At 62.5% G+C, this 20,642-nt stretch carries 20 protein-coding genes and 1 pseudogene; 15 read left to right on the plus strand and 6 right to left on the minus strand.

What is annotated here, in order from left to right; genetic code table 11:
* Positions 1–573 precede the first annotated feature (573 nt).
* Positions 574–2,352, minus strand: coding sequence for a dipeptide ABC transporter ATP-binding protein (locus ACWGS9_RS20800; RefSeq protein ID WP_454507003.1), 1,779 nt, complete (start codon positions 2,350–2,352; stop codon positions 574–576).
* A 193-nt stretch (positions 2,353–2,545) separates the two neighbouring features.
* On the opposite strand from ACWGS9_RS20800, the gene ACWGS9_RS20805 reads away from it, so the two are divergent.
* The 10 genes from ACWGS9_RS20805 to ACWGS9_RS20850 all read left to right on the plus strand — a co-directional run bounded on the left by ACWGS9_RS20805 (position 2,546) and on the right by ACWGS9_RS20850 (position 12,311).
* Positions 2,546–3,904 carry an LLM class flavin-dependent oxidoreductase gene (locus tag ACWGS9_RS20805; protein WP_454507004.1) on the plus strand — a complete coding sequence of 453 codons (1,359 nt, stop codon included), beginning with the start codon at positions 2,546–2,548 and terminating at the stop codon, positions 3,902–3,904.
* An 11-nt stretch (positions 3,905–3,915) separates the two neighbouring features.
* Complete coding sequence (locus ACWGS9_RS20810; protein ID WP_454507005.1) at positions 3,916–4,689, plus strand: DUF427 domain-containing protein; 774 nt, start codon at positions 3,916–3,918, stop codon at positions 4,687–4,689.
* Between the two features lie 55 nt (positions 4,690–4,744).
* Positions 4,745–6,388 carry an ABC transporter substrate-binding protein gene (locus ACWGS9_RS20815; protein WP_454507006.1) on the plus strand — a complete coding sequence of 548 codons (1,644 nt, stop codon included), beginning with the start codon at positions 4,745–4,747 and terminating at the stop codon, positions 6,386–6,388.
* A gap of 61 nt (positions 6,389–6,449) precedes the next feature.
* Entirely contained in the window at positions 6,450–7,385 is a 936-nt protein-coding gene (locus ACWGS9_RS20820) for an ABC transporter permease (RefSeq protein ID WP_454507007.1), read from the plus strand.
* Positions 7,382–8,269, plus strand: coding sequence for an ABC transporter permease (locus ACWGS9_RS20825; RefSeq protein ID WP_454507008.1), 888 nt, complete (start codon positions 7,382–7,384; stop codon positions 8,267–8,269). Before ACWGS9_RS20820 ends, ACWGS9_RS20825 begins: the two co-directional genes overlap by 4 nt.
* Before the next feature lie 431 nt (positions 8,270–8,700).
* Positions 8,701–9,714, plus strand: a complete 1,014-nt coding sequence (gene tauA, locus ACWGS9_RS20830) for a taurine ABC transporter substrate-binding protein (protein WP_454507093.1) — start codon at positions 8,701–8,703, stop codon at positions 9,712–9,714.
* A 59-nt stretch (positions 9,715–9,773) separates the two neighbouring features.
* Positions 9,774–10,568, plus strand: a complete 795-nt coding sequence (locus ACWGS9_RS20835; protein WP_454507009.1) for a taurine ABC transporter ATP-binding protein — start codon at positions 9,774–9,776, stop codon at positions 10,566–10,568.
* Positions 10,565–11,413: an ABC transporter permease subunit gene (locus tag ACWGS9_RS20840; protein WP_454507010.1), complete on the plus strand. Its 849-nt coding sequence runs from the start codon at positions 10,565–10,567 to the stop codon at positions 11,411–11,413. The genes ACWGS9_RS20835 and ACWGS9_RS20840 overlap by 4 nt, the downstream gene beginning before the upstream one ends.
* 186 nt (positions 11,414–11,599) lie before the next feature.
* A complete protein-coding gene (locus tag ACWGS9_RS20845) occupies positions 11,600–11,956 on the plus strand; it encodes a hypothetical protein (RefSeq protein ID WP_454507011.1) in 357 nt (118 codons plus the stop codon).
* Between the two features lie 187 nt (positions 11,957–12,143).
* Positions 12,144–12,311: a hypothetical protein gene (locus tag ACWGS9_RS20850; RefSeq protein ID WP_454507012.1), complete on the plus strand. Its 168-nt coding sequence runs from the start codon at positions 12,144–12,146 to the stop codon at positions 12,309–12,311.
* A 225-nt stretch (positions 12,312–12,536) separates the two neighbouring features.
* On the opposite strand, the pseudogene ACWGS9_RS20855 reads toward ACWGS9_RS20850, so the two are convergent.
* Positions 12,537–12,614, minus strand: a pseudogene (locus ACWGS9_RS20855) (transposase); the annotation flags it as partial.
* 164 nt (positions 12,615–12,778) lie between these two features.
* On the opposite strand from ACWGS9_RS20855, the gene ACWGS9_RS20860 reads away from it, so the two are divergent.
* Positions 12,779–12,955: a hypothetical protein gene (locus ACWGS9_RS20860; RefSeq protein ID WP_454507013.1), complete on the plus strand. Its 177-nt coding sequence runs from the start codon at positions 12,779–12,781 to the stop codon at positions 12,953–12,955.
* Between the two features lie 767 nt (positions 12,956–13,722).
* On the opposite strand, the gene tnpA is transcribed toward ACWGS9_RS20860, so the two are convergent.
* Positions 13,723–14,655, minus strand: coding sequence for an IS66 family insertion sequence element accessory protein TnpA (gene tnpA, locus ACWGS9_RS20865; protein WP_454507014.1), 933 nt, complete (start codon positions 14,653–14,655; stop codon positions 13,723–13,725).
* 375 nt (positions 14,656–15,030) lie between these two features.
* On the opposite strand from tnpA, the gene ACWGS9_RS20870 reads away from it, so the two are divergent.
* Both ACWGS9_RS20870 and ACWGS9_RS20875 read left to right on the plus strand, forming a co-directional pair.
* Positions 15,031–17,145, plus strand: a complete 2,115-nt coding sequence (locus ACWGS9_RS20870) for a DUF3363 domain-containing protein (protein ID WP_454507015.1) — start codon at positions 15,031–15,033, stop codon at positions 17,143–17,145.
* 463 nt (positions 17,146–17,608) lie between these two features.
* Positions 17,609–17,818 carry a hypothetical protein gene (locus tag ACWGS9_RS20875; protein ID WP_454507016.1) on the plus strand — a complete coding sequence of 70 codons (210 nt, stop codon included), beginning with the start codon at positions 17,609–17,611 and terminating at the stop codon, positions 17,816–17,818.
* 8 nt (positions 17,819–17,826) lie between these two features.
* On the opposite strand, the gene ACWGS9_RS20880 is transcribed toward ACWGS9_RS20875, so the two are convergent.
* From ACWGS9_RS20880 to ACWGS9_RS20890, 3 genes are all read right to left on the minus strand, one after another.
* Positions 17,827–18,159 (minus strand): hypothetical protein, encoded by a 333-nt coding sequence (locus tag ACWGS9_RS20880; RefSeq protein WP_454507017.1) that lies wholly within the window; start codon positions 18,157–18,159, stop codon positions 17,827–17,829.
* Positions 18,160–18,253: 94 nt separating this feature from the next.
* Entirely contained in the window at positions 18,254–18,970 is a 717-nt protein-coding gene (locus ACWGS9_RS20885) for a recombinase family protein (protein ID WP_454507018.1), read from the minus strand.
* Positions 18,942–19,262, minus strand: coding sequence for a recombinase family protein (locus ACWGS9_RS20890; protein ID WP_454507019.1), 321 nt, complete (start codon positions 19,260–19,262; stop codon positions 18,942–18,944). The genes ACWGS9_RS20885 and ACWGS9_RS20890 overlap by 29 nt, the downstream gene beginning before the upstream one ends.
* Positions 19,263–19,759: 497 nt before the next feature.
* On the opposite strand from ACWGS9_RS20890, the gene ACWGS9_RS20895 reads away from it, so the two are divergent.
* Entirely contained in the window at positions 19,760–20,062 is a 303-nt protein-coding gene (locus ACWGS9_RS20895) for a hypothetical protein (RefSeq protein WP_454507020.1), read from the plus strand.
* Positions 20,059–20,493, plus strand: a complete 435-nt coding sequence (locus ACWGS9_RS20900; protein ID WP_454507021.1) for a PIN domain-containing protein — start codon at positions 20,059–20,061, stop codon at positions 20,491–20,493. The genes ACWGS9_RS20895 and ACWGS9_RS20900 overlap by 4 nt, the downstream gene beginning before the upstream one ends.
* Positions 20,494–20,642: the final 149 nt, after the last annotated feature.

The raw sequence follows: 20,642 nt of genomic DNA on the forward strand, positions 1-20,642 counted from the left end.
ACGTTCTCGTATTCAATCGCCGATCCCTGTGGCCGCTCGTTCCAATTTACGAGGTATTTCATAATCTCCTCCTCCCTTTCGGGTGACCGCGAAATCTCCGAGTCGCATTCTAGCTCTCCGAGGCGGACTTCCGACCGCCCTTCATCTCCTACAATACACGAAAGTGGTGAATCTGTCCGACGTTTGAGAACGTATGAAGAACTCATTCCTGCTCGACGGTGGATACGGCTTTTTTTTTGGCTGTGAGGCCTCGTAAATGCATCGACTTCTGGCGCGCGTGCCTTCCTGACCGCGCGTTCAGCACGGACCAGCAGCTTTGCGCCAATTTCAGCCGTTGAAGCTCGCTTTCATGCCACCTGGAAGCGGACGTTCGCGTCAAGAAGACTTCGGCTGTGACCGCAGCGACTTGCTCACGTTTGTCGAAAGAACCAATCCTGAAAAAGCCGCTTGCCGCGTAGGCGGCGGACGAACCCTAGATCGGCTCGCGCACCAGAGCCGATGCTGGCGAGGGCATGAGTCACTCGCAGATCGTCGAACCCGAGGGGCGCCTTGACCCTGCCTAAGCCGCGCAACCTACCGCTTGAAGCAGGTGATGATGTGGCCTGGTGTCGGTTCATTGGTTGGCGGCTCCGCTATTCGACAGCCGTTGTCCGCAATCGGACATCGACTGGCGAAGGTGCAGCCACCAACTTGTTTGGGTTCGACTTGGTTTGGGTGGATGGACGCCACGGAAGCAGCCCCTAGCAGCGCCTCTGTGTAAGGGTGGTTGGGGCCGCGAAAGATCTGTTCTGAAGTTCCGACCTCAACCAGCCCGCCGCGATAGAGCACGCCGATCCGGTCGGCCATGTAGCGCACCACCCTGAGGTCGTGACTGATGAACAGATAGGTCGTGTCCCTGTCGCGCTGCAGGTCGTTGAGTAGGTTGAGCACCGTCGCCTGTACCGAGACGTCGAGTGCAGAAGTGGGCTCGTCCAGCACGACCACTTTTGGCCCGCCGGCGAAGGCTCGCGCGATGGCCGCTCTCTGCCGTTGGCCGCCGGAAAGCGAGCGTGGCTTCTGCTCTGCCGTCGTGTCGGCCAGCCGGACAGAGCGGAGCAGGTCGGCGACACGGTTCTTCGCATTGCTTCGGCCAAGGCCGGCAAGCCGCCGCAAGGGCCGGCTGATGATCCGCCCGATCCGGTGGCGGGGATTGAGGGTGCGGTCCGGTGACTGGAAAACCATCTGCACGTCGCGGCGCTCGCCGGGCGTCCGCCTCTCGGCGCGCGGCGCGACGGTCCTGCCGAACAGCTCGACCGACCCTTGGCTCGGCGTCTGCAGGCCGGTGACGATCCGCGCCAGCGTCGATTTGCCCGAGCCGGATTCGCCGATCAGGCCAAAGGTCTCGCCTTGGCCGATCATAAGGTCGACATTGTGCAGCACCGCCTGACTGCCGAAGGAATGGCTTATCCCCTTGCAGGCGATGGCGACCTGCCTGTCACTTTGATCGGTAGGAGCGGCTATCGTCTCAGGGCGATCGCGAACAGTCGTGCTGGTCTCTGCCAGACGGCCGTCGCGCTTGGTGAAATTGAGCGCCGGGATCGAAGCGATCAGCGCCTTGGTATAGGCATGGGCGGGGTTCTCGAAGACATCCTCGGCGTTGCCGCTCTCGACCACGGCTCCTGACTGCATCACCGCCACCCGGTCGCAGGAGCGGCGGATCAGGTTGATGTCGTGGCTGATCAGCAGGAGGCTGGTTTTGTGGTCGCGGCGCAGGTCGTCGAGGATGGCGATCACCTCCGACTGCACGCTGGCGTCGAGCGCCGTGGTTGGCTCGTCCATCACCAGCAGCGCCGGGTCGAGCGCAATGGCAATCGCGATGTTGGCGCGCTGCTGCATGCCGCCGGACAGCTCGTGCGGATAGAGGTCGAGCACCCGCTCCGGATTGGCGACCCGCACGCGCTTGAGCAATTCGGCCGAGCGCCAGCGCGCTTCCTCGTGACGGACCGGCCGATGGCGCATGATCGTCTCGCCGATCTGTCTCCCGATTGTCATCGAGGGACTGAGCGCGGCGCCCGGGTGCTGGTAGACGGCGGCGATGCGGTCGCCTCTGAGGCCGCGCAGCTCTTCGCCAGCAAGCTCGCGCAATTCGCGACCCTGGAACTCGAGCGCCGAGGCCGCCACGCGCGCATTGCCCGGCAGATAGCGCAATATGGCCAAGGCCACCGAACTCTTGCCCGAGCCTGACTCGCCGACCAGCCCCAATGCTTCGCCCTGTCCCACGCGCAGCGAAACGCCGTTGACCGCGGATTGCCATCCTCTTTTCCCGCCATAGGCGATGGAAAGTTTTTCCACATTCAGCACCGAAGGAGACATGCAGACCTCGAAATCGCTTTCTGTCGGTGCCCTTATCAAGGGCAATCGCTTCCGCTTACTCAGTACATTATCTCTATAAAATTACTCGAATTAAAGCCAAGCGCAATCTAGCCTTTGCAAGTTGGAGATTGCGGGTCGCACCGATCGATGCGGCGCCCCGTGTCTCTCCAAGCGGATTTGCATGGAGGCCGGCATGGCGCGAGACCACTTGATCCTGAGCGCGTTCTTCTTCAACCCGCAGGGCGACCATCGCATGTCCTGGCGGCACCCGCGCGCGCCGGGCCGCGAAGTGCTCCGCTTCGATTACTATCGCGAGCTGGTCCAGGCGGCCGAGCGCGCCAGGATCGACACCATCTTCGTCGCCGACCATGTGTCGATCTGGGATTCAGTGAAGAGCGGTGTCGCGCATTACGCCAACGCCCGCCTCGAGCCGCTGACGCTTTTGTCGGCGCTTGCCGGCGTGACCAAGCATATAGGCCTCATCACTACCGCCTCAAGCTCTTATAGCGAGCCGTACAATGTGGCCCGCCTGTTCGCTTCGCTCGACCATATCAGCGGGGGCAGAGCGTCGTGGAATGTCGTCACCTCGGCCATGGACGAGGAGGCGCGCAATTTCGGCCGCGACGGCAACATCGAGCATGCCTTCCGCTACCAGCGCGCAGCCGAGTTCCTCGATATCGTCAAGGGACTATGGGACAGCTGGGAAGACGAGGCTCTGCTGTTCGACAAGGACACCGGCTACTTCGCCGATCCCGACAAGGTCCATGTGCTCGACCATCGCGGCGCGCATTTCAAGGTGCGCGGGCCGCTCAACGTCTCGCGCCCGCCACAGGGCCATCCGCTGATCGTGCAGGCCGGCTCGTCCGAGGACGGCAAGAACTTCGCCACGGCCCATGCCGACGCCCACTTCGCCATCTACAGCACCAGGGAAGACGGCATCAGATACCGTCAGGACATCAACGACCGGCTGGCTCGCCACGGCCGGCGGCCGGAAAGCTTCAAGATCCTGCCGGGTATCCTGCCGATCGTCGCCGCTTCGGAGGCCGAGGCACGCGACAGGCAGGATTACCTGCAGACGCTGCTCCCCGATCGCGTCGGCATCGATCTCTTGTCGAGCTGGAGCGGCATCGACCTCTCGGCCTATCCGCCGGATGGCCCGCTGCCGCAGCTCCCCGACGAAAGCACCTTCAATGGCGGGCGCACCTCGCTTAACCGCGTCAAGCACTGGGCCTCGCAGAACCTGACCCTGCGCGAGATCGCGCGAAAACTCGCCAACAGCGGCTCGGTGCCGACCGTCGCCGGCACGCCGAAGCAGATCGCCGACCAGTTGCAAGACTGGTTCGAGGCGGGCGCCGCCGATGGCTTCAACCTGATGTTCCCGCTGCTGCCCGAGGACTGGGTGAACTTCGCCGAACAGGTCGTGCCCGAATTGCAGCGGCGCGGCGTCTTCCCGACCGAATACGCGCCCGGAACGCTGCGCGACCGCTTCGGCCTCGCCCGCCCCGCCAACCGTTTCGCCGAGCAGTGCGCCAATCAGCGCGCCGTGTCCTGAGGAGAGCCGCCATGACCGCCGCACCGAGATTGCAGCCGCGCGAGGCGACCGCGCCGCAACTGATCAACGTCCTGCACAGCCCCAAGCGCATCCGCGTCAAGTTCGGCGGCCGCGTCGTCGCCGACAGCCGCAACGTCCTGGTGCTGCGCTCCAACCATTTCCTGCCGATCTATTTCTTCCCGCTGTCCGCGGTCGACCAGTCAACGCTCAAGCCGTCGAAGCAGGGCCAGCAGCATGCCGTTGGCGGTGAAACGAAATACTGGGATATCGAAGCGGGCGACAGGCGCGCCGCCGATGCTGCCTGGTCGTTCACGGCACCGCCGGACGAAAGCCTGGCGCCGCTCGCCGGCCGCGTCGCTTTCACCTGGAACCTCGTCGACCAATGGTTCGAGGAGGAGGAAGAGGTCTTCGTCCATGCCCGCGACCCCTATGCGCGCATCGACGTGCTGCAGAGTTCCAGCCGTGTCGAGATCTGGTTCGACGGCGAGCCGATCGCCGACAGCCATCGCCCGGTGCTGCTGTTCGAAACCCATCTGCCGACGCGCTTTTATCTCAATCCGGAAGATGTCCGGCTCGATCGGCTTCGACCTTCAAGTTCCACGACGCGATGTCCCTACAAGGGCATCGCTTCCTATTGGTCCGGCCTGCTCAAGGACGGCTCGCTGCGCGAGGACATCGCCTGGAGCTACCGCGATCCGATTGCCGAGATGCCGAAGATCAAGGGGCTGATCGCCTTCTATCCGCAAGCGGTCGACCGCATCCATCTCGACGGCCAGTCGGTCTGACCCCGGTCTGTCGTTCTCCACCTCATTTCAAACCACAATTTTCACGGAGGCAAAAATGACCAAACGCAACGAAATCGACGCACTTCGCAACCTGTCCGGCGACATCTGGAACGTCGCTGTCGACGAATGCGCCAAGGGCTATCTCAAGCGCCGCGACCTTTTGAAATATGCAGCCTTGATCGGCCTGACCGGCTTCGCTGCTTCGCAGGGCCTGGGCTTTTCCGGCACCGCGCGCGCTGCTGCCGCTGGTGGCACCGTCCGCGTCGGGCTTGGCCAGCCGACCAAGGCGATCGATCCGGTGACGATTACCGACCCGGCCAGCATCGGCGTCCTCAGCCAGGTCGGCGAATATCTGATCCTCGACGATCCCAAGGATGGGCTGCAGCCGAAGCTCGCCGTGTCGTGGGAGGCCGACGAGACGGCAAAGCGCTGGACGTTCACGCTGCGGCCCGGCGTGAAATTCCATGATGGCCGCACCGTCACCGCCAAGGATGTGGTGGCGAGTTTCGAGCGTCTGGTCGATCCGAACAGCGGCTCGTCGGCTTTGTCGGCCTACAAGGGCATCCTGTCCAAGGGCGGCGCCAAGATCGTCGACGACGAGACGGTCGCCTTCGATCTCGACCAGTCGAACAGCAATTTCCCCTTCTATCTCTCGTCCGACGTCTACAATGCGGTGATCCTGCCGGCCGACTATGCCGGCGATTTCGAAAAGAACTTCATCGCGACCGGCCCGTTCAAGCTCGAATCCTTCCGGCCCAAGCAAGGCGCGACTTTCGTGCGCAATCCCGATTACTGGGGCGACAAGGCGCTGCCCGACCGGGTCGAGATCAAGTTTTTCGACGACGAGCAGGCACAGGTTGTGGCGCTGCAGGCCGGCCAGCTCGACGTCATCCCGAGCACCACGCGCCTCGAACTGGCGATCGAGGGCAATCCCAACTTCAAGCTGCTCAGCGTGCAGGCGAGCTCGCATGACGCCGTGCATCTGCGGACCGACCAGGCGCCATTCACCGACAAGCGCGTCCGCCGCGCGCTTGCGCTCACCCTCGACCGCGAGGCGATCGTGAAGGGCCTGCTCAAAGGGCGCGCCATCGCCGGCAACGACACGCCCTTCGCGCCGATCTTCCCCTCGGCCGATCCGTCGGTGCCGCAGCGCAAGCAGGACATCGCCGAGGCCAAGCGTCTGCTGGCCGAGGCGGGCGTGCCGAATGGCTTCGAGGTGACGCTGACCACCGAACGCGCCTATGACATTCCCGATTACGCCGTGATCATCCAGAATTTCGCCAAGAAGGCCGGCATCGACATCAAGCTCAATGTCCTGCCGCAGGATGCCTACTACGGCTCCGCCACTTTCGGCAGCTCGCCATGGCTCGATTCCAACCTCGGCATCACCGATTTCGGTCATCGCGGCACGCCCGACATCTTCCTCAACGCGACGCTGAAAAGCGACGGCGCGTGGAACGCGGCGCATTTCACGAATGCGGACTATGACGCCTTGCTGGTCGACTACGGTAAGGCGCGCGACCTTCAGGCGCAGCGCATCGCCGCCGGCAAGATCCAGACCTTGCTGCTCGACGAGACGCCGGAGATCATCTCCTATTTCTCGCAGTACAGCCGCATAACCAGCAACAAGGTCGAAGGCGTGCGCTTCACGGCGATCTCGCATCTGCTGCTCGATCGCGTGACCTTCGTTCAGGCATGACAAAAAAACGCCAAGCCACGCGGAGCGCCGGAAGCCGATGCTGAGCGGCCGCAACTTGCCAATGCGCGCGGCTTCGCTCCTGCTCACTCTGTGGCTGGTCAGCGTGCTGGTCTTCCTCGCCGGGCAGGTCCTGCCCGGCGATGTCGGCCGCGTCATGCTCGGCCCGTTCGCCGATGCTCAAGCCGTCGCGGCGCTGAACAAGCAGCTCGGCGGCGACCAGCCATTGCTCGTCAAGTACTGGCGCTGGTTCAGCGCCGCGCTTACGGGCGATTTCGGCACGTCGCTGTCGATGCGGGCGCCGGTCGCGCCCTTCGTGCTGCAAAGTCTAGGCCGCTCGGCGGCGCTTGCCGGCATCATCCTGCTGTTGCTTGTGCCTGTGGGCGTCGGAGCAGGTATCGTCGCCGGCCTGAACCAGGGGCGTCTGGTCGACCGGCTGATCGTGCTTGCTGGTGTCTCCTTCGGCATCGTCCCCGATTTCGTGTCCGGCCTGTTGCTGCTCATGGTCTTCGGCCTGTGGCTCAACTGGTTTCCAATCACCGGCGCCGCGCCGGATGGCGCCGGCTTTTGGGCGAGCGGCTATTACCTGGTTCTGCCTGCGCTGCCGCTCGTGCTGAACCTCACTGGCTATCTGGCGCGCATGACGCGGACGGGCGTGGTCGAAGCCCTGGCCGCCGATTACACGCGCACGGCGACGCTGAAGGGGCTCGACCGTTCGCAGGTCATCCTCCGGCATGTACTGCCCAATGCGCTGACGCCGACCATCGCGGTGTTGGCCACGCAGAGCGGCTATATGCTCGGCGGGCTGGTGGTGATCGAAGCCCTGTTCGGCATCCAGGGTCTTGGCAACCTCGTGCTCAACGCCGCCAAGTCGCGCGACTTCCCCATGCTCGAGGCGGGCGTCCTCGTCATGGCGACGATCTTCGTCCTGTCCGCCGCCGCGGGCGATCTCATCCAGGCGCTGCTCGACCCGCGGCAGCGGCGGCGGGCGTCGCTATGATGGAGCTTCTGGAGTTCCCGGCGCCGTCGCGCGCATCCTTTGTCCCAAGGGTCGCCGGCCGGCTGGGCCGTGCCGTTCGCGGCCTTCCCCGATCCGTCATCGTCGGATCGCTGATCCTGCTGTTTTGGATCGCTTGCGCGCTGTTCGGCGACCGGGTCGTGCCGTTCGATCCCTATGCCGAGGATTTCCTCGCCACGTTGACACCGCCGGACGCAGCGCATTGGTTCGGCACCGACCAGCTCGGCCGCGACGTCTTATCCCGCATCGTCGTCGGATCGCGCGACATCCTGCTGGTGGCGCCGCTGGCGACACTGGGCGGTGTTGCCGCCGGCACGATCATCGGACTGGTGCTCGGCTATTTCGACGGCCTGGTCGATGCGGTTGGTGCCAGGCTGCTTGACACGCTGATGGCCTTTCCGTTCATCGTCCTGGTCACCATGACGCTTGTGGCGCTCGGGCCCTCCAACCTCACCGTCATCCTGGTGATCGCCATCGCTTATGCGCCCTTGGTGGCCAGAACCGTACGCGCCGCAGTGCGCGAGCAGAAGGAACGTGAATATGTCAGCGCGGCCCGCCTGGGCGGCGAGAACGCTTTCGCCATTATGGTGCTGGAGATTCTGCCCAATATCCGGGAGACGATCCTGATCGAACTCGTCACCCGGCTGGGCTACGCCTTCTTCTCGATCGCGACGTTGAGCTTCCTCGGCCTCGGCATCCAGCCGCCTTCGGCGGATTGGGGGCTTGCGATCGCCGACGGCTATGGCTTCCTGACCGGTGGCAAATGGTGGGTCGTTGTCTTCAACTCGGGCGCAATCGTCTCGCTAGTGATGGGTACCAACCTGATTGCACAAGGCCTCGGGGCCTTTGAGGCAGATCTTCAATAAATTCACTCTGGGGCAATGACGACCGCGGGTCGCGCATTGGCAAACCGGCTGATGGTTGACGGTCCGTCTGGATCGCCTGCAAGGCTGTCAGGCTAAGCTCCATGCTGGACGTTGAAGTTGGACTTCGCATCGCCTTGTAGGAGCGTTGACCAGAATGCAGAGTTTGCGGCTCGGGCCAAGGCAGCCCGCTAGGCCTTACAATCTGATTTGAAAGAAAACCAAGCGTGCCAACTAAACCGGGCCTGAAGAGCCGACGCGTCTTCTTGCACTCCCTGTCCTGAACGCTTGCTCGTTTCAGAGCGATTTTTTTTATCGTTCAACGAGCTTTCGAAACTACATTCCTATCTAATTCTATAAATTAAGTAGATTTTGACCCCACGCTCTCGACGGAGCGGGCAATCGAGGGGTTGGCCCTCTGTTCGAAAGGATAAATCTCCATGCGAAGAATGATCTCCGCTGCCATTCTCGGGCTCGCAATGGCGGCCACTTTCGGTGTGGCGCATGCCGACGACAAGAAAGTCGTCATCGCCTACCAGACCGGTGCCAATCCCTATAATCTCGGCATCGCCAATGGCGACCTTGCCAAACAGACCGGCTGGAACATCGAATTCCGCCGCTTCAATTCCGGCGCCGACATCTTCGCAGCTATCGCATCCGGCGACGTCCAGATCGGCGATGTCGGATCGAGCCCGTTCTCGGCTGCCGTCAGCAAGGGTATCGATGTGAAGGCGTTCTACATCTCGTCGGTCTCGCGTGACGGCGAGGCCCTGGTGGTGCGGCCCGAAATCAAGTCGCCGGCGGACCTGCGCGGCAAGAAGCTCGCCGCGGCGCCGGTCTCGACCGACCATTACCAGCTTCTGGCCGTGCTCAAGCAGGAAGGCATTTCCGAAAAAGAAACCCAGGTAATCGCCATTCCGCAGCCCGAGATCGTAGCGGCCTGGAAGCGCGGCGACATTGACGGGGGCTTCGTCTGGGATCCGGCGCTGTCCGAACTCAAGAAGAACGGCAAGGTCCTGCTCACGGCCGGCCAGGTCGCCGATCGCGGCGCGCCGACCTTCAGCGCGCTGGTCGTCACCGGCGCGTTCGCCAAGGCCAATCCGGAGTTCCTCGGCCAGTATGTCCGGCTGATCGACGGCTACAACCAGGCTTATCTGAGCAACCCCGCCGCCTGGGGCCCGGACTCCGAGAGCGCCAAGGCAATCGCAAAATTGCAGGGCGGCACGGCGGCCGAGAATTCGGAACAGTTGAAAACGACGGTCGTCCCGCCGCTCGACGAACAGGTCTCCGACAAATGGCTGGGCGGCGGCGAGAAGAGCGCGGTGGCGAAAATCCTCAAGGACACTGCGAGCTTCCTGAAGGACCAGCACAAGATCACCTCGGTCAAGGACAGCTACGCAGACTTCGCCGATCCGCAATATGCGGAAGTGGCCAAGGCCTCGAACTAACAATCCCTGAGGGAAATGCGATCTGGCTGGCGCGCCAGCCAAATCGCCTGGAGGCAACCATGCTTCGAATCCGCGATGCCAGCGTCACTTTTCCGGCTTCCGATGGCCAGGCCGTGCACGCGCTCGATCACGTCTCGCTCGATATCGCTCCCGCTTCCATCGTTGTCGCGGTCGGCGCGTCCGGCTGCGGCAAGTCGACATTGCTCAACGCGATCGCCGGCTTCCTGCCGCTCTCCGAAGGCACGATCACGCTGGACGGACAGGAAATCGTGGCGCCAGGCGGCGATCGCGGCGTCGTGTTCCAGAAGGACACCCTGCTGCCCTGGGCCAATGTGCTGGACAACGTCGCGCTCGGCCTGAAGTACTGGGGCGTGCCGCGCGGCGAACGCCATGAGCGGTCGAGGCACCTTTTGGAACTGGTCGGGCTCGCCGACTTCGCCGAAAAGCCACCCTACGAACTATCAGGCGGCATGCGCCAGCGCGTCGGCATCGCCCGGGCGCTGGCCACCGATCCGAAAATCCTTTTGATGGACGAGCCGTTCGGCGCCCTCGACAGCCTGACGCGCGAGACGATGCAGCAGTTGCTGGCCTCGGTCTGGGCCAAGACCGGCAAGCAGATCCTGTTCATCACCCACTCGATCGAGGAAGCCCTCACGCTCGGCACGACCATCGTCGTGATGTCGCCTCGGCCGGGCCGTATCGTTGCACGCTTCGAAGCCGACTTCGTGCGCGACTTCGCCGAAAGCGGCGACATCGGGCCGGTCCAATCCCACCCGCGCTTCATTGAACTGCGGCAGGAAATCCGCTCGCTCATCCACCAGCCGGAAGCCGCCCGCACAGGAACCTTGCAATGACGCTTGCCGCCAATTCCCGAACTTCGTTCCCGCCCACGACAGCTCAGCGAAGTCCATCCCTTCGGCCGCGCCGGTCGGTACCGACAAGCACGCTCGGCATCAGCCTGGTCACGCTGGCGGGGCTGATTGCGTTGTGGTTCCTCGCCGCGCAATTCGGCTGGGCGTCGCCACTGTTCCTGCCGTCGCCGACCGAGGTGCTGACCCAGTTCAGCGCTGTCGCGGCCGACGGCTATGCCAACGGCACGCTGCTCGACCACACGTTGGCAAGTCTCGGCCGCATTGCAGCGGCGCTTGGTGTAGGCATTTTCGTGGGCATTCCGCTTGGCCTGCTCATGGGGCTCAATCGCTGGGTGAAGGGCATCTTCAGCGTGCCGATCGACCTTTACTGGGGCTTACCGCCGCTGGCCTACCTGCCCCTGCTGATCATATGGCTCGGCATCGGCGAGACTTCAAAGATCGTTCTCCTGTCGCTGTCGACCTTCGCCCCGATCTGCTTTGCGGCGCAGGCGGGTGTGCGGTCGGTGCCCGTTGAACGCATCAATGCCGCGCTATCCCTTGGCGCCAGCCGCCTGCAACTGTTCACCAGTATCATCCTGCCGTCCGCATTGCCGGAAATCCTGACCGGCCTTAAGATTGCCATCGGCGCCGGATTGTCGACGCTGGTCGCCGCCGAACTGATCGCAGCCCAGTCCGGCCTCGGCTACATGATCATGTCGGCGGCCAATTTCCTGGCGACCGACGTCGTGTTCGTCGGCCTCATCGTCATCGCCGCCCTTGCCTTCGCCTTCACCAGCGGGATGCGCTGGCTGGAGCACCGCCTCATCCCCTGGAAAGGCAAGCTCTGAGGCTTGCTCCACAGATCCCGCATTCGCTGAGAGAAACTCGACGGAAGGTGAAACGACCTACGTTCTGATGACAATCTTCCAGGCGGCAAAAATGGCGCAGGAACTGCGGTCGCCAAAGATGGTCCCCAGGTACGACATGTAGCCAGAGTCAGGGGATGGCGCCGGGACATAGGTATAGGCGATGTGGTGGCCATCACGGCCACGGTGCGAAAACGCGTCGAGGACCGGGTGACGCTTAGCATTCCGGGCTATCATTACCCGTACTCGATCGTAGATCCGAAGGCGAAGCCAAGCGAGGCGTTTCGATATGAGGCAGAGGTGACCGGCGTCGACGAAGATACCGGCCGGTTGAAGGTGCACGGAGAAATCAACATCACGGTCGGTGGCGGTGCTGTGGAATTGGTGCGAAGGTTTCGCCGGGCGCCGGGCCGAGCCGCCCAAAAAGCAACGGTGAATGGGGGAAATCGCATATGCCTGTCATCATCAATTTCTTGTTTTGGGTGCACCTCATGGCTTTGGCTATGGGAATTGGCGGCGGCATAGCCATGTCGCAAGTCGGCCCGCGCCTGGTAGCAGCGACGCCGGACCAGCGTACGCTTTGGTGGCCGCTGGCCACGGTCTACACTCGCATCGCCGGCACCGCCTCATCCTGCTCTTGATCACTGGGCCGCTCCTGCTTTGGCTGAGGTACGGCGGCATTGATGGTCTGAATGGTTGGTTTAAGCTCAAGATGGCGCTCGTCGTCGTCATAGTGCTGACCATCGGCCTGAGCATGCGGGGTATGGCGCGGTTGAGGCGCGGCGACGAAGGTGGCGGCAAGCTGATGAAGGTGGCGGGCCCCCTGACAACACTAACCGCGGCAGCGATCGCCCTGGCCGCTGTTTTCAGCTTCCACTGATCTCTACGTCACCCTCGGCCTTGCTTTGCCCAGCCGGTTGGCGCAGCCAACATCTCTGCCAAGGCGGCATGAGAACAACCGCGACTTGCGATTCGGGGACGGGAACCTTGACGCTCGTCAAAGACCAATGGCGAGGGACTTTCCCGATCACCGATCTACCAAGGTGGCCGAATTTCTATCGCCAGCAGCAGGAGCGCTACCCTCCCATGCGACATCCTACAACAGCGACGTAGAGGCGCCCCGATCCTTCACCAGCCTCACTGCCTCAAGCTTGAACTCGCGGCTGAACTTCCTTCTTTGCATTCCCACTCTCCAGTTCCGTCAAACACCTTATCTCGGTGTCCACGAAACCGGCAGCAGGCCAGACTTCCCTTTGGGTTCGCGTATACACTGGCGCTCCCCAAAAGCTTGTGCGCGGTCAGAAAGTGTCGAAGACCTGCATCCCGTGATGTGCTACGATTCCGGATATGGGCAAGAAGGCAAAGCGCAAAGTAAAGCAGGCGATTGAAGACCCGATTGAAGGCGAGCTTGAAGCGGAAGCCGCCTTCTATGGCCGCAAGGTTGGCATCACCATAGAGGAAGCCGTCAGGATTATCCGGGAAGCCCGCGCGTCGAAGTTCTCGATAGTGCGCAAGGACAAATAGGCATGAAAAAGCCCTGGAACTGGGTCGGTCACCGGGGCTTTAGTCATGTACGCGATACCTAGCATGTCCGTTCATGACGGTGGGCTAATACACTAAACAAACGGTAAATGCCGCCGGTAGCGTCGGGGAACTGGACGCTGCTGTCGGGCGGATGACAGTTAGGTCGGCCGACGCCCATTGGGCGGGGGGCTTGGGGTAAAGGGCGCCGGCCGTGGCGAAACACGTCCGCCGCAGCCCACAAGAGCACCTTGGCGAAAGGCGGGATAGTGCGCGATCACGTAGGTGGGCATTTTGTGTCCTAAGACGCACCTGAAGGCGATTGCCGATGAAAAGAGTCTCCCTTCACTTCGCCCCTGAGTTCCGCACAGCCTTTAGCCCGTTCGCCGCTCTCTGCAGAGCATCCAGAACGGCATCGCCATGAGACCGCATACAATCATGATCACGCCGGCCCAATAGCGAAACGGCTCTTGGACCCGATCTATGATGTGATCAGTACTCTTCACCCAAGTGATTTTTGCGGCCACGCGGCAGTTTACGAAACCGTAAGTCGCCGATTCTGACCGCTGTAGATAATCTGATGGCGGCCGGCGATACTCTATCGGTCGCCGGCCCAAGGAACCCCAATTCTTGGTCGCTCGCTGTCTATTGCCCGGCAGCGGGACGACGACAGAATATTAAGCTAAGGCCCGCGCTCTCTGCCAGAGGCGCGGGCTTCTTGCGCGCAGCATGGCACTGGCGAGACGAATATAGAAAACACTCGCCGCTGGTCATGTGCGAAGCTCTTTCAACAGTCTCTCAAGCGTCGCGGTGACCCAGGCGGCCCACGACCTCGATCTCCACGAGAATGCCGGCTCGCTGCCGGCGGGCGCGAAGACGCGCCGGCCGTCAGGCAGATCGATCGCCGTCATTCCATCCGGCGGCTGCACGAGGTCACGCAACAAAAGTGCCGCTGGCGTGCCGTCAGTCAGCGCGACAGGTGCAAGCTTCGCGCGTTTCTTCTGCGCTACGCCGAACTGCACGCGCCAACGGAACAACAGCCCCGTGACGATCCCGTGCTTTCGCGCGACCTGCGAGACGCTGACACCAGGCTGGTCGGTCTCCAGCGCGATGGCATGCTTTTCCGTGTCGTTGAAGAAGCGCCGGGCAGGTTGCCGGGGCGCGCCGGGACCATCCTTCGACGCGGCCGTCAAGCTCGATTCCGGCGGCGTTCCGCTAGCACTAGTGCTAACGACCGGGCGGACGGAGGGATGAAGATGCATCCGCCAGTCGATTTCGACCTCGCCCTCGTCCAGTCGGTCCCGCCATGTGCGCAAGCTCGTCGGCGAAAGATGCAGCGCCGCGGCATATTCGCGAACGCCCATGCCGCTCCAGTTAATCGCTTCGACATGCATCGTCCAGTACGCCTGGACGGCACGGTTGCGCACATCCGTGCTCACCGCAAAGCGCAGCCGAGCGCGCCTTTTCTGCCGCTTCGCTCGCGCTTCCTGGCGCTTCTGGCGGCGCAATTCCGCCTGATATTCCGCATGCTTGCGCGCCGCGTCGTTGCCCGCGAAGTACTTCAGCCAGCGATCGAGCGTGTCCTTCGTAAGGCGATGCACGCGGCAATATTCGGTCCGCGTCATACCGCTGCGCTGCCACGCCTCGACGTGAACCACCCACCAGAATTGTCTCGCTTTGTTCTCGAAATGTCTCAAATTCACCGGAGATCCTCCATGCAACGAAGGAGCCCGACATGTCGCGCGAATGCACTACTCAATCTGGCTGCAGGGACCGGACGCTTACGTACGACCGATTGAGATGGCAAGATAAAGCGAGCTTGGGCTCGCCTCTCGCTTCGCTCGTCAAGGTGTTGTCTGCACATTGTTTTCGCCTGCGAAAACGGAACTCTTTCAGGACTGTGAGATGTGTGCAGGGCGGCGGCAGTGCTGACAAAACACTGGCGAAGCACGCAAATCCGCGATGCCCCACAATGTGCAATTCGCCCGTTCCACGCCACAACCTGTCTTTGCACCCTGGAGCGCGATGAGCTTTTGAAGCGCCTTGCGGAGCCTCAAACCCCCTCCGATCCTGCCGCCATGGTGGATCGCAACGACAGAGATTTCCGCGTCAGACCGGGGCGGGTGCGAAGCGGCGGCACGCGCGTTAATCCACGCTCGCTGCCGTTCACGACGCAGGTGAAGATCGCCGTACGCAAGGCCGGCGGTAACCCTAGCGGGATCAGTGGTTCGGCGGCGAGCAAAGGCGGCGGCCGGTTTAACACCAGGGGCCGTGGCGCCGGCATTGCCGCAGGCCTGCTCAGCGAGGGTGGTGGGTTCAGCCGGGAAGGGGGTGGCAGCCGCTTCCGGGCACGGCGGGTCATGGTCAAGGCACGGGTGGTCAGGTTTGTCTCGTCACGTGGCGCGCGCGGCCCGAAGCTGCGTGCCGTCTCAACCCGGGCCGTCGATGCGCATCTGCGCTATCTCGAGCGCGACGGGGTGGCGCGCGACGGCGAGAAGGGCCGCGTCTATTCTGCGCCCGAGGACGGTCGCGACAGCGACGAGGGCAGGGCGTTCGTCGAGCGCTGTCGCGGCGACCGGCATCAGTTCCGCTTCATCGTAGCACCCGAGGATGCCGTCGAGATGGAGGACCTGCGCTCCTTCACCCGGGACCTTATGCGACAGATCGAAAGCGATCTTGGAACCCGGCTCGACTGGGTCGCCGTCGACCACCACAACACCGGCCACCCTCACACCCATGTCCTGGTGCGCGGTGTCACCGATCAGGGCAAGGTGCTCAACATCGCCGGCGACTACATCGCCAAAGGCATCCGCCATCGCGCCGGCGAACTGGTGGCGCTGGAGCTCGGCCCGCAGACCGAGATCGATATTGCCCAAAAGCTCAGAGCCGAGGTGGAAGCAGAACGGCTGACCCGCCTCGACCGGATGCTGCTGGCCGAGCAGGAAGAACGGGGCATCGTCGACCTCAGACCTGGCGCAAGCGAGAGCTACACGCTGCGCGCCAATCGCCATCTCCTGATCGATCGGGCAAAGCGTCTGGGGCAGTACGGCCTCGCCTCGGAGACCGAGCCCGGACGCTGGATGATTGCCGATGATGCCGAGCACGTCCTGCGCGATCTCGGCACGCGCAACGACATCATCAAGACCATGCATCAGGCACTCGCCGACCATGGCGTCGCCGAGGAGCGTCGCCCCGGTCAGTATGTCACCCATGGCAAGGAGATCACTGACCCGGTGATAGGGCGAGTGCTGGCCAAGGGGCTCGCCGCGGACGAACTGGAGGGCGGGCTCTATGTCGTCATCGATGGCGTCGACGGACGCAGCCACTATGTCGAGACCGGAGATGACACCAAGCTCGACGAGGTCAGGCGCGGCCACATCGTTGCCCTTGAGCCGGTTTCGATAAAGGCTGAACCGCGCGCTGCCGATCTCAACATCCGCGACCTGGCAGCCGCGCTCGACGGCGTCTACCGTCCGAGCGAGCACCTCAACGCGGCACGATCACGGATCGAGCGCATCAACGGTGATCCCGACGCCTTCGTCCGCTCTCATGTCCGCCGGCTCGAAGCGCTGCGGCGGGCCGGTATTGTCGAGCGCATCGATGCCGACCGCTGGAAGATACCCAAGGACATCGCCGGACAAGGTGCTGCCTATGACGCCCGTAACCGGGGCAGGGATTTTACTGTCCGCACTCTCTCCTTCCTCGACCTTGACAACCAGGTGACGAGCGATGGCGCGACCTGGCTCGACCGGGAACTGGCTTCGGCAAACCGGACGCCGCTAGCACAAGTCGGGTTTGGTCGGGACGTCAGTGACGCTGTGGATCGACGTCGCCAAAGCCTCGTCGACATGGGCCATGCCACGCGCCTGGACGACGGACGTATCCGAGCGTCAAGGGACCTGCTGCAGCGGCTCGAGCAGGCCGAAGTCGCCCGCGTCGGCCGTATGATGGCGGCCGAGCGCGGGCTGAGCTTTGTAAGAGCTCAGACTGGCGAGCATGTCAGCGGCCGGCTGGCCGGAGCTGCTAATCTCGCCTCCGGCCGTTTTGCCATGCTTGACGACGGTGTCGGCTTCCAGCTCGTGCCTTGGCAGCCAGCTCTCGAAAAGCGCATCGGCCAGCACATTACCGGCATCGCCCGTGACACCGGCGGTGTCGAGTGGAGTTTTGGCAGGAAGCGCGGGATGGGTCTTTAATGTGGCGAGCTACCGGGCGAGTACCGTCGGACGGGGTCGTTAGCTCCTAGGCGAATGCCGTTCACTGATCCTAGGCGGTGGTGTCTTTCACAACGCGACCGGCAGCTTTGCGCCTGATAGCGGACGTGGCGTGTAATCATCATGCGTCCTGAAAGCGGACTTGGCCAAGCCATGCTCGGCCGACCAATATGGATGGTGAAGTTCAACGGCTACCGATCGCAAATAGCGCGATGAAGACGGCGTCCGCATCTTCACCATTCGAGGGCTCGATTGGACGACCACGGAAGCTATACCTGGTCGCGTTTGACCTGCTAAACATGGATGGTCACGATCTGCGCGACATGGTGCTGACTGACCGGCGCGAGTTCCTGCCGCTACCCTAATCAAAAAGGCAACAGGGCCATTATCTGCCCATGTGCTAATACTAAGGCGGCGCGGTTCTCATCCCCCTTAGGCAATTGCAATGGCGGGATGGCAGCCAAAAGCGTTTGCCCGCAACGACTTGGAAAAGGACCGATCCGTCGATCCTGCGGTGGTGGTGTGGCGCAAATTTCAGGCAGCCCACGACCAGACTGAACGGCTGTGCCGTCAGCAGCAGCGCCTGGAGCGGAAACTCGCCGAAACGGTTGGCCTTCCTTCCGCGACCATCCGGCGCGAGACGGCGAAAGCGTGACCCTGCATTCACTCAAGGCGCTTCAGGAAGTACTCGATCTCGATCCGGAGGACGCGGCGACGCGCGCGAAGGCTGAAGCCGATTTTGCGGCTCATCAGGCGCGCTGGGATGCCGCCGATAAGGAATTCGGCTACTCGGCGACGTTGCGGGCAGAACGCGACGCCGCCGACCGGGCGGAGGACCTTCTTGAGGCGTTGTCCAAAACCCCCGCCGCTTCGCTTGCCGGTGTGGCAGCGAAGCTTGAAGCTGCGCTTAGGGAAGGGGAGGTCTCTGAAGACGGTGCCGAATTTCCCTGGCCGCAGATACGCTCGGCACTCGATGATGTTATCCGCATCGGCCAACAGCTTGTTCCTGAGCAGATGTTTCCAAACGACATGCTCCGGCCGGCACCTCTTCGAAAAAGAGATGGTCGGAGCTTGCATGTCTGGCCCGAGGTCAGCCGACCAGATCGGCCGAGATCATCGAGTAGCCACCACCACAGCAACCGCACTTGGTCAGACCCGAGAAGAGGTATTTGGGGCGCCGGCGTTCCCGGAAGTGGTTCTCGGTCTCGCCGTCGTCGCTGCGGTTCTGTTTGACGGCTTTCTGCCGCTCCTTCACGGCCTGCCAGAGATCGTCGTCGAGGATGCGCAACTCCGGCACGTCCTGAATGATCCAGTCCGACTCCGGGTTCATCCGGGCCTGGCGCTTGCCGGTGTCCGGGTCTTTGATGAAGCGTTGGCGGTTCCAGACCAGCTTGCCGACATACATCTCGTTATTGAGGATGCCGTTGCCACGTTTCGGGTTGCCGTTGATGGTGCTGAAGCCCCAATCGCCGCCGCCTGGCGCGGAGATGCTATCTTGGTTCAGCTCGAAGGCGATCCGCTTGGCCGATTTGCCTGCGGCATAGTCGCGGAAGATGCGGCGGACGACATCAGCCCGAAACTCGTTGATGGTTCGGTCGCCACGCACCGGCTCGCCGCTGGCGTCGAACTTCTTGACCACATCATAGCCATAGGAATTGCCGCCACCGGACTTGCCCAGCTCGACACGGCCACGCTGACCCCGCCGGGTCTTGTCGGCGAGATCCTTCAGGAAGAGGGCGTTCATCGTGCCCTTGAGACCGACATGGAGATGCGTGACTTCACCTTCGGACAAGGTGACGATCTTCAAGTCCGAATAGGCCATCCGCTTGTAGAAGCCGGCGATGTCTTCCTGGATCGCGCAACAGGCGATCCATCGCCTCCGCCAGCACATAGCGGAAGCGCCCGCGCGTCGCGTCGGAGATCAGAGCCTGGATACTGGGGCGCAGGAGCGAGGCGCCAGAAATCGCGTGATCGGTATATTCCCCGACTACCCGCCAACCCTGCTTCTCGGCGTGGAGACGGCAGATGCGAAGCTGGTCGGCGATCGAAGCGTCGCGCTGGTTATCGGACGAATAGCGGGCGTAGATCGCAACCTGCACACCGTACTCCCCTGCGACATCAGGAGCGCGTCGTGCGGCGTCCCTTCGTTTGCTCCTCGAATACCTCTCGCGCGGCACGACGGGCGAGCAAGCGAGCCAGCTCGACCATGCGCGGGTCGGGACCATCGCCGCGGCGCACGAGCGTCAGTTCCGGCTCGGCGAGCCGGAGCGCACTTCTTAGCTGCTGGCGTTTGCCTTGGTCTATCGTTGCGCCGTTCGAAGCCGATTACAAGTAGATCGGCTTCACGATGGCCACGAACGGTAGCATAAGCAATTGAGATAAAAGGCGAATAAATGGCGGTTGCTGGTGTTGCTTCGATGGCCGTGGCGACGCTTGGCGAAATGTGGCGTGCGACGGCATATAAAAAATACTGGCGACGACACGCAGTATATTCACATTTACTAAGACATCGGCGAGTGTCTGGCGTCATCGCTGACATCCCTTGTTTGCAAGGCCGCTATCGGCTATATATCTGGATATAGCATGGAGGTCGGCCATGGGCAATGCCGCACAGAAGAGAGCGATCCAGAACTACCGTGCACGTCTGACGCAGCGCGGCTTCACTCGCTTCGAGGTCATGGCGCTAGAAGCTGATCGTGAGTTGATCCGCTCGCTTGCTCGTCGTCTAGCCGAGGAGGGGCCGGAAGCAGAGCTGGTTCGGGCAGCTATGAAAACTGCCGTCGCCGGTGAACCGCCCAGGCCCGGCGGTATCCTGACCGCTTTGCGCCGTTCGCCTCTTGTGGGCGCTGACCTCGATCTTTCCCGCCCGCGGGAAGAGGGGCGCAAGGTCGACCTGTGACGCGCTATCTCCTCGACACCAACATCATCAGCAACATCGTCAAACCGAAACCGTCCGAGTCGCTGCTGGCTTGGATGGGGGAACAGCGAGACGAGGATTTGTTCATTGCCTCGCTGACAGTTGCCGAAATTCGGCGCGGCATTCTGGAAAAGCCGCGAGGCAAGAAGCGTGACGCCCTCGACGCCTGGTTCGCTGGGCAAGAGGGGCCGCAGGCGCTGTTTGCCGGTCGTATCCTGTCCTTCGACGACAAGGCCGGACTGATCTGGGCGCGGCTGATGGCGGACGGCAAGGCTGCCGGACGTCCTCGCAGCGGCCTCGACATGATCGTCGCCGCCGTCGCCGGCGCCAATGACTGCATCGTTGTGACGGACAATGAAAAGGATTTCGCCGGCATCCAGTTCATCAATCCCATGCGGGTGATTCCGCATTGATCCAGATTGAATAGCGCGCGCCGCTATAGCGCTCAATTGTGAGCTCTAGGTTTTCCGGCGTCACCGCAAGATCGGGGTATGCGTCGAGCTGTCTCCAAACCCTCAAAGTCGGCAAAATCAAACAAGCAAAATCGTCCGCAACCGATTCA

Source organism: Mesorhizobium sp. Arg314 (assembly GCF_053714275.1).

Bases quoted from the DNA above. Each gene is read 5' to 3' on its own strand.
- ACWGS9_RS20800 (WP_454507003.1), bottom strand. From the start codon at position 2,352: ATGTCTCCTTCGGTGCTGAATGTGGAAAAACTTTCCATCGCCTATGGC.
- ACWGS9_RS20805 (WP_454507004.1), top strand. From the start codon at position 2,546: ATGGCGCGAGACCACTTGATCCTGAGCGCGTTCTTCTTCAACCCGCAG.
- ACWGS9_RS20810 (WP_454507005.1), top strand. From the start codon at position 3,916: ATGACCGCCGCACCGAGATTGCAGCCGCGCGAGGCGACCGCGCCGCAA.
- ACWGS9_RS20815 (WP_454507006.1), top strand. From the start codon at position 4,745: ATGACCAAACGCAACGAAATCGACGCACTTCGCAACCTGTCCGGCGAC.
- ACWGS9_RS20820 (WP_454507007.1), top strand. From the start codon at position 6,450: ATGCGCGCGGCTTCGCTCCTGCTCACTCTGTGGCTGGTCAGCGTGCTG.
- ACWGS9_RS20825 (WP_454507008.1), top strand. From the start codon at position 7,382: ATGATGGAGCTTCTGGAGTTCCCGGCGCCGTCGCGCGCATCCTTTGTC.
- ACWGS9_RS20835 (WP_454507009.1), top strand. From the start codon at position 9,774: ATGCTTCGAATCCGCGATGCCAGCGTCACTTTTCCGGCTTCCGATGGC.
- ACWGS9_RS20840 (WP_454507010.1), top strand. From the start codon at position 10,565: ATGACGCTTGCCGCCAATTCCCGAACTTCGTTCCCGCCCACGACAGCT.
- ACWGS9_RS20850 (WP_454507012.1), top strand. From the start codon at position 12,144: ATGGCGCTCGTCGTCGTCATAGTGCTGACCATCGGCCTGAGCATGCGG.
- ACWGS9_RS20860 (WP_454507013.1), top strand. From the start codon at position 12,779: ATGGGCAAGAAGGCAAAGCGCAAAGTAAAGCAGGCGATTGAAGACCCG.
- ACWGS9_RS20870 (WP_454507015.1), top strand. From the start codon at position 15,031: ATGGTGGATCGCAACGACAGAGATTTCCGCGTCAGACCGGGGCGGGTG.
- ACWGS9_RS20875 (WP_454507016.1), top strand. From the start codon at position 17,609: ATGGCGGGATGGCAGCCAAAAGCGTTTGCCCGCAACGACTTGGAAAAG.
- ACWGS9_RS20895 (WP_454507020.1), top strand. From the start codon at position 19,760: ATGGGCAATGCCGCACAGAAGAGAGCGATCCAGAACTACCGTGCACGT.